The 6,528-nt window shown below is 61.0% G+C and carries 8 protein-coding genes and 1 pseudogene; 5 read left to right on the forward strand and 4 right to left on the reverse strand.

Annotation, left to right across the window (positions count from 1 at the left end):
- A pseudogene (locus tag EN939_RS16330) lies at nt 1–520 on the reverse strand (phosphopentomutase); the annotation flags it as partial.
- 143 nt (nt 521–663) lie between these two features.
- Here EN939_RS16330 and EN939_RS16335 point away from each other — a divergent pair.
- Complete coding sequence (locus tag EN939_RS16335; protein ID WP_164751024.1) at nt 664–1,584, forward strand: phosphate/phosphite/phosphonate ABC transporter substrate-binding protein; 921 nt, start codon at nt 664–666, stop codon at nt 1,582–1,584.
- A 36-nt stretch (nt 1,585–1,620) separates the two neighbouring features.
- Here EN939_RS16335 and EN939_RS16340 read toward each other — a convergent pair whose 3' ends face one another.
- The 3 genes from EN939_RS16340 to EN939_RS16350 form a co-directional block, all read right to left on the reverse strand.
- Nucleotides 1,621–2,238, reverse strand: coding sequence for a TadE/TadG family type IV pilus assembly protein (locus EN939_RS16340; RefSeq protein WP_127268815.1), 618 nt, complete (start codon nt 2,236–2,238; stop codon nt 1,621–1,623).
- A gap of 38 nt (nt 2,239–2,276) precedes the next feature.
- Nucleotides 2,277–2,858, reverse strand: a complete 582-nt coding sequence (locus EN939_RS16345; RefSeq protein ID WP_127268810.1) for a TadE/TadG family type IV pilus assembly protein — start codon at nt 2,856–2,858, stop codon at nt 2,277–2,279.
- Nucleotides 2,859–2,995: 137 nt separating this feature from the next.
- Nucleotides 2,996–3,418 (reverse strand): pilus assembly protein N-terminal domain-containing protein, encoded by a 423-nt coding sequence (locus EN939_RS16350; protein WP_013533687.1) that lies wholly within the window; start codon nt 3,416–3,418, stop codon nt 2,996–2,998.
- A 332-nt stretch (nt 3,419–3,750) separates the two neighbouring features.
- Between EN939_RS16350 and EN939_RS16355 the strand changes: the two genes are divergently transcribed.
- From EN939_RS16355 to EN939_RS16370, 4 genes are all read left to right on the forward strand, one after another.
- The gene (locus EN939_RS16355; protein ID WP_127268811.1) at nt 3,751–3,933 is read left to right on the forward strand and encodes a Flp family type IVb pilin; all 183 of its coding nucleotides are present in this window, start codon (nt 3,751–3,753) and stop codon (nt 3,931–3,933) included.
- Nucleotides 3,934–4,103: 170 nt separating this feature from the next.
- Nucleotides 4,104–4,622: an A24 family peptidase gene (locus EN939_RS16360; protein ID WP_127268812.1), complete on the forward strand. Its 519-nt coding sequence runs from the start codon at nt 4,104–4,106 to the stop codon at nt 4,620–4,622.
- Nucleotides 4,623–4,836: 214 nt separating this feature from the next.
- Nucleotides 4,837–5,649: a Flp pilus assembly protein CpaB gene (gene cpaB, locus EN939_RS16365; protein WP_127268813.1), complete on the forward strand. Its 813-nt coding sequence runs from the start codon at nt 4,837–4,839 to the stop codon at nt 5,647–5,649.
- On the forward strand, nt 5,646–6,528 hold an 883-nt coding region (locus EN939_RS16370), incomplete at its 3' end, for a type II and III secretion system protein family protein (RefSeq protein WP_127268814.1). The genes cpaB and EN939_RS16370, both read left to right, overlap by 4 nt.

The raw sequence follows: 6,528 nt of genomic DNA on the forward strand, positions 1-6,528 counted from the left end.
CCGACGTGTAGCAGATCGGCTTGCCGGTCCGGATGTGCTCCTCGCCGAAGCGCTCGATGATCTCGGTGCCCGGCGCATGGCAATTGCCGAGAATGCCCGGCACCTTGCCTTCGCGAATGATAGCCTCGGTCAGTTCGGCCGGAAAGGCCGGAACCGTATCCGGGAAATAGCCCCAGTCGAGGCGCACCGGCAGGCCGGCGATTTCCCAATGACCGGATGGTGTATCCTTGCCGCTCGAAACCTCCTGTGCGGCGCCGTGAAAGGCAGTTGGGAGCAGATCCGCCCCGCTGTTGGCAAACCCCAGTCCCGTCGCGGTTTCGGCGGCCTTGCCAAGCCCGAGCGACGCCATGTGAGGGACAAACAGCGGTCCACTGCGAAGCCCTTCGCGATCCGCACGGCCCTCCGCACAGGCCTCTGCGATGTGCGCGAATGTGTTGGCGCCGGCGTCACCGTAGCGGTCGGCGTCGGCCGCGCCGCCGATGCCGAAGGAATCCAGAACGAAGAGGAAAGCGCGCGCCATCGAGTTGTTGCCAGTTTGACCGACCAGACATAGGGTTCCGCGACTTCATTGGCAATTCGGAAACCAAACGGCAACGGCTTGGCGTGATAGTCCAGTGCACTGGGATGGGCATGGATCGAGGACAACAGACTGTGGTTCCTGTCATGAGGGTTGCGCTGAAGACTTATGCCGCTCTCATGCTGACGCTCGTCGGGCTCTGGTCCAACCCGGCGCATGCCGACTGGCGCGATGATATCGGCACGTTTCGTATCGGCATCGTTGCCGAGCCAGGCGCCGGCAATGCCGTTCCGGGGCTGGCACTGTTGACCGACGCCTACACCAAGGCCTTGGGCATGAAGGTCGAGTTTGTCGTTGCCCGCAACTATGCCGCGCTGATCGAGGCGCAGGCCGATGCCCGCATCGAATATGCGATCTATTCGGCCACCGCCTATGCGACGGCTTCGCAGCGCTGCTTATGTATCGAGCCGCTTGTCGCTCCGGTCGATTCAGACGGCGCGATCGGCATCCGCTCCGTTCTGCTGACGCGAGACGGCAAGCTGCCTGCCCTGGCGGCGATGGACCGCCATCGTATCGCCATGGCGCCTTCGGACAGCGTCGGCGGTTCTCTCCTGCCATTGGCGGCGTTGGCGGCGGAGGGCCGCAAGATCGCGGAAGATGCACAGTTTTTGGCCCGCACCGATTCGGACGCGGCGGCCGAGACGATGCTGGTCGACGGCAAGGCCGATGGCCTGTTCGGCTGGGTGAGGGCCGCTGCCGACGGCCCGCGAGAACCGTCGGGCACGCAGGCCAGGCTGGAGGCGGCAGGGCTCTCGGTGACGGCGCTTCGGATCGTATGGACGTCGGGCCTGTTGAGATACGGCCCCCATGCGGTCCGCAGCGATCTCGACCCGGAAGCCAAGCGCAGGCTTGCCGTGTTCCTCACCAACCTCAAGTCGACGACGCCCGATATCTACGATCTCCTGGAATCGAGACATTCCGGCGGCTTCGCTCGCGTGTCGCCAAAAGATTACGAGATGGCCGCTGCTATCGTGCGCTTCGTTTCGGACCGTGAGCCGCAGCAATAGCTGGAGCGGCCCTGCGCAGGGCCTGGCTGGTTCTGTTCAACAGTCGCTGCAAGGGATCGTCACGCTTCTGCGGGGGCGCAGATAATAGGTTTCGCCCATGGTTATGTTGCTGAAAGCCGAGGTCAGTCCAAGCTTCTGTTGACTGCTCGCGCTCCACGCGATGACCGGCGTATAGCCGAGGTTGCTTTCGACGCGGATGAGAAAAGTGTTGGCGACCTTGAGCGACGCTGGGACCGTTGTCTCGGTGGTCGCGGCGGCGCCGGCGCTGGCGACACTGGCGACCAATTTGCGTGACCAAACCACCTGTGCCTTCGTCGCATCGGACGTAACCTGTATCGCCGTGATGGTGATGCTAGGGGGCGAGCGGTTGTAGGGCTGAAGGGTGACGCTGCCGATCTGCATGATGGCGTCGACATCCGCTTTGAGGACGCTTGTCTGCTGGGTAACGAGATCGGCCACCATGCTGCCGATACGACTGACCTTCTTGCTGGTCTCGATGGCTTGCGACGCTTCCATTGTGAGGAAGTACATGATCAGCAGAATTGGCATGATCAACGCGAATTCAACCGCCGCGATGCCACGGCGATCGGACCAGAATCGACTTGCTTTCCGCCAAACTCCCGTAATCATAAGATGTGCCCCCGCACGCATCATGCCCATTGCCCTTTTCTTATACCGCTCGTGCATTCCGCTCAGTTGTCGAACGGCTCGTTCTGCCAGGTCACCGATGCGAAATGCAGGGTCTTGTTGCCGCCCATCGACTGCGCCATGAGGTCGGTCATGATCGGCCACTTGTAGAAGACCCGAAGCATGTTCCTCGACTCCGCCGCACCCGCTGTCACTGAGAACGATTGGGTTGCGGTGCCTTTCGTCAGTACGACATCGCCGTTCTGGATCTTGAAGCCTGCCGTGGCCGCATCGGCGAACGATGTATATTGGCGAAGATCCACCAGCAGTTGATTGGGACAATCCTGGGAGACGATGATCTGCAGTTTCGTGCAGATCATGTCCCGCAAATTGGTTCCGGCAACGTCAGCCGCCCTCAACTGGCCGGTGCGCAGTTTGCGCGCTACATCGTCGGTGACGTTGGCCATCACCTCCTGGCCGGCAAACGAGATGCAGCTTTCCAGAATGGCAAAGACAAGCAGCGCGAAGGGGACTGAAAGGATCGCGAATTCGATTGCCGTGGCGCCGCGCCGGTCACGAAGGAAGCGGGCGAAAAACCTTGGGCGTCTCACTCTGTGGTCGCCTGCGCGACCGAATTCCTTGCTCATGTTCGATCCTGCCGATCTCTATGTGGTCTCGGAAGGAGCATTAGCGCAAACCGATTGAGGTCCGGTTTGGATGATCGTTAAAGTCGGCGCAGGCCTCTTAACCAGACAATAACCGGAACGGCAGTCGGCAACGCCACCTATCGGCTGACGCTCATCTCCGCTTCGGAAGACTTCTCCGCTTCGCTCTTGTAGGAGCTTTCGCAATAGGGCGTGCAGGACATCGTCTGGATTTCGGCACGCCGATAGATGCGCACCGACGAAGCGGCCTGCCGCACGACGGTAACCTGCTCGTCGACGATGGGACTGCCGTCGGTATCGAGCACGACCAGATTGGTGACGCCGAAGCCTTTGCCGGTGAGCACGATCGTCGAAGCGTCCTGCACCGAAGCGTCTGCGATTGCCGGGTTGCCGACCACGATGGTGTCTGCGGGACGCGAAAGTTTGACGATCTTGGCCTGGTTCATCGTGACCTCGATGCCGGCGCCGGCCATGGCGGGCGCGACGAAGCTCGAGACGGCAAGAAGCGCGGCAATCAGGATTGACGATCTCGGCTGGGCCATTGAGGCGCTCCACGCAGGCGGACTGATCAACGGAACATGAACGAGATTGGTGAACCAACGGTTAAGCATGCGATGTTGCCAATCGTGCAATGGCCGCCAAGGGCGCCCGCGACGCGCGGTCCGGTCGGGTCGCAAGCCTACCAAATCCGGTCTGGAAGGCTCAGCGATACATTAGCCCGAGGTTAACCACGCAATATGTTCGAACCGGGAAAGGAATCGGTAAGGCTGTTTCTTAAGCCGATCGAAAGAGCTTCTCCCTAGATTGGCAGCATCCGATCAACCATCACAGAAGTTGACGGAAGTGCTGTAACACGTGGAGTAGGAGCTCTCGAATGTCTAATCTCATCGCACGTTTTGTGAAGGACGAATCCGGCGCGACCGCGATCGAATATGGTCTGATCGCCGTTCTCATCGCGCTCGCCATCATCACTGGCGCCGGCACGCTCGGCAATGCGCTGAACGCCAAGTTCACCAACATCGGCAGCACCCTGAACGGCACGCCGAGCGGCAGCTGATCGGCTTATCGCCGAGCATTTAGATTGCGTTCTGGAAAAGGGCCGCCGCGTGGCGGCCCTTTTTCTATGCCGCTGGCGATATAGGTCGTCTTTCGTTCCTAGCCTCATCAATCGTTAATCGAACATGCTTAGATTGAGCCCCATGAAATCGGACAATAGGCGTGGCGCCGATGCTTGAAGCCCTGATCTTCGTCGTTTTTCCATTCTGCATGCTGTTTGCCGCGATCTCCGACATGCTGTCGATGACGATCGCCAACCGCGTGCCGGTGCTGCTCGTCGTCGTCTTCGCGCTGGTCGCGCCCCTGACAGGCATGGACTGGGCGGCCTATGGCGGACATTTCGCCGCCGGCGCCCTGGTCCTGGCCGTGACGTTCGGCCTGTTTGCAATGGGCGGCATGGGCGGCGGCGACGCCAAGCTTCTGGCCGCCACCGCAATGTGGATGGGCCTCAATATCAATCTCGTGGAGTATCTGGTCGCCTCGACAATCATCGGCGGCCTGCTGACGCTCGCGATCATCCTCTACCGGAAGTCGCTGCTTGCGGCCGTTACCGGCCAAAATCCGTTTCTGCGCCATTTCGCCGACGAGGCAAAAGGAGTCCCCTATGGCGTCGCCCTCGGCCTTGGCGGGTTGCTGACCTATCCGGATTCGCCTTTGATGGTATGGGCGCTTGCCAGGCTGGCGACTTGAGCACTATCTTATTTTTATTGTCTGTCAGCATTGCCGAAACCCCGTTCTCAACAGGGCCGGCCCGGCCATTTTGGCCGTTCAGACCACATTCCGGCTAATTTATGTAAACCTTAAATTAATCACGATCGTAAGCATTACATTAACCTTGTTTTGACGATTGCCGCTGCAAAGTCCGGCTTGGCTACGTGGTTTGCCAGGGCAAGGGTTCGGACAAATGCCAGCATCGCGATTGATAATTCTGAGCGTGGCGGTGGCCGCGGCGGGTGGCGCTGGCTATGTCGCGAAGAACATGGTGGCACCGCCGCCCCAGGTCGTCGTCGATTCCGGTCCCCAGGCCCCGGCGGTGGCACTCCAGGATGTGCTTGTGCTTTCAGGCGACGTTCCGATGGGCAACCCGATCCAAAACAACATCGCCTGGCAATCCTGGCCCGCCGACGGCGTCAACGCGAATTTCATCACCCGCACCGCCGAGCCCGAGGCACTGGACAAGCTGAAGAGTTCCGTTGCCCGTGTGGCGATGTATGCCGGAGAACCGCTGCGGCGGTCCAAGCTGATCGGCGAGGGCCAGAGCTTCATGTCGTCGATCCTGCCTTCCGGCATGCGGGCGGTCGCCACGGCCATCTCGGCCGATACGTCGGCCGGGGGCTTCATTCTTCCCAACGATTTCGTCGACGTCATCATGACCCGCAGGGCCGATGCCGCCGGCGGCGCCGCCGGCTTCAACACCGAGACCATCCTCAAGAACATCCGTGTCCTGGCCATCGACCAGACCATTCAGGAGGACGAGGAAGGCAAGAAGACCAGGGTAGGCCAGACCGCCACGCTGGAACTGACGCCCAAGCAGGCGGAGATCATCACCGTCGCCCAGCAGATGGCGGATCGCCTGACCCTGGCGTTGCGGGCGGTCGCGGACACGCAGGAAAAAAATCTGGGTGAGGCGGACTATCTCGTTTCCGGCAATGGCCGCAGAGGAACGGTGAGGCTGATCAAGTCGGGCGAAGTTTCCGAAGTGGGGGCAAGGAAATGAGGCTAGGTGGCAAACTGCCGGCAATCGTAGCCGCGGCATTCGGCCTGCTGCTCGTCGGAACGAATGTGCAAGGCAGCGTTGTCGAGGCAAAGAACGCGCAGGTCACGGCATCGACGGCCACCCAGCGCGTCAAACTCGGCCTCAACAAGTCGGTGGTCATCGACCTGCCGAGCGATGCCTACGACATTCTCGTGGCCAACCCGGCGGTTGCCGACGCGGTGACCCGCACTGCAAGGCGCATCTATCTGTTCGGCAAGTCGGTCGGCGAGACGAACATCTTTGTCTTCGGCCCGAATGGCGAGCAGATCGTCAGCCTGGACCTGGCGGTCGAACGCGACGTTGCCGGTCTTGAGGATTATATCAGACGCTTCCTGCCGACGTCGGCCATCAAGGTGGAACTTCTGAATGACAACGTCGTCCTGACTGGAACGGTCGACACGCCGCTGGACGCAAAACGCGCGGTCGACCTGGCGACGATCTTCGTTTCGGGTGGTGAAGCGACGACAGGACAATATTCGCAGACCGCAGCCGGCGGTTCGGCCCAGAGCGGTGTCGACATCGACAACCCGGACCAGGAGCGCCGCACCAGCAAGATCGTCAACCTGCTGCAGATCATTGGCGACGACCAGGTCACGCTGAAGGTCACGGTCGCCGAAGTCAGCCGCTCCGTGATGAAGCAGCTCGGCGTCAACATGGTCGGCAGCGGCGGCAGCAACGGCATCAGCTACGGTGCGCTCAGCGACAATTTCACCGGTCTCGGCAAGCAGCTGTCGAATTCAGGCTTTCAGATCGGCTCGTCGGCGCTGCAGGCCTATGTCAACGCCATGGAGCAGTCCGGGGTCATGAAAACCCTGGCCGAGCCGACCTTGACCGCCGTAT

Origin of the sequence: Mesorhizobium sp. M7A.F.Ca.CA.002.05.1.1 (genome assembly GCF_003998335.1) — a bacterium.
Classification (GTDB): domain Bacteria; phylum Pseudomonadota; class Alphaproteobacteria; order Rhizobiales; family Rhizobiaceae; genus Mesorhizobium.

Bases quoted from the DNA above. Each gene is read 5' to 3' on its own strand.
- EN939_RS16335 (WP_164751024.1), top strand. From the start codon at position 664: ATGAGGGTTGCGCTGAAGACTTATGCCGCTCTCATGCTGACGCTCGTC.
- EN939_RS16340 (WP_127268815.1), bottom strand. From the start codon at position 2,238: ATGATGCGTGCGGGGGCACATCTTATGATTACGGGAGTTTGGCGGAAA.
- EN939_RS16345 (WP_127268810.1), bottom strand. From the start codon at position 2,858: ATGAGCAAGGAATTCGGTCGCGCAGGCGACCACAGAGTGAGACGCCCA.
- EN939_RS16350 (WP_013533687.1), bottom strand. From the start codon at position 3,418: ATGGCCCAGCCGAGATCGTCAATCCTGATTGCCGCGCTTCTTGCCGTC.
- EN939_RS16355 (WP_127268811.1), top strand. From the start codon at position 3,751: ATGTCTAATCTCATCGCACGTTTTGTGAAGGACGAATCCGGCGCGACC.
- EN939_RS16360 (WP_127268812.1), top strand. From the start codon at position 4,104: ATGCTTGAAGCCCTGATCTTCGTCGTTTTTCCATTCTGCATGCTGTTT.
- cpaB (WP_127268813.1), top strand. From the start codon at position 4,837: ATGCCAGCATCGCGATTGATAATTCTGAGCGTGGCGGTGGCCGCGGCG.